Annotated in this window: 1 protein-coding gene; it reads left to right on the forward strand. The window is 52.6% G+C overall.

The features are described 5' to 3' along the window. A partial coding sequence (locus ACTQ33_RS17140) for an IS256 family transposase (protein ID WP_441465695.1) occupies positions 1–546 on the forward strand: 546 nt, incomplete at both ends.

Below are 546 nucleotides of genomic sequence, written 5' to 3' on the forward strand. Positions count from 1 at the left end.
GATGGCCGGAAAGAGGTCCTGGGAATGTGGGTTGGCGAAAATGAGAGTGCCAAGTTCTGGGCAACTGTACTTAACAGCCTAAAAAACCGTGGTGTAGAGGATATTTTCATTGCCTGTACAGACAATTTGACGGGATTTGATGCGGCCATCCACGCTACCTTCCCACAGACTGAGATTCAGAACTGCATTATCCACCAGCTGCGCAATTCCCGCAAGTATGTGTCCTACAAGGACCTGAAGGCGCTTATGGCCGACTTGAAGGCAGTCTATGCCGCTGTAGACGAGCAGGCAGCCCTGGATGCTCTGGACACCTTTGGGGAGCGCTGGGATAAGAAATACCCGAAAATCTCTCAGTCCTGGCGGGCCAACTGGGCCAATCTCAGCACCTATTTCAAGTACCCCCAGGAGGTTCGCAGACTGATCTACACCACCAATGCCATCGAAGGTTTCAACCGCCAGCTGCGCAAGGTGACCAAGGCCAAGTCCGTCTTTCCCACCGATGACAGCCTGCTGAAAATGCTGTATCTGGCCATGATGGACATTACA

This window comes from Candidatus Avoscillospira sp. LCP25S3_F1, from assembly GCF_052117125.1.
Taxonomy (GTDB): domain Bacteria; phylum Bacillota; class Clostridia; order Oscillospirales; family Oscillospiraceae; genus Avoscillospira_A.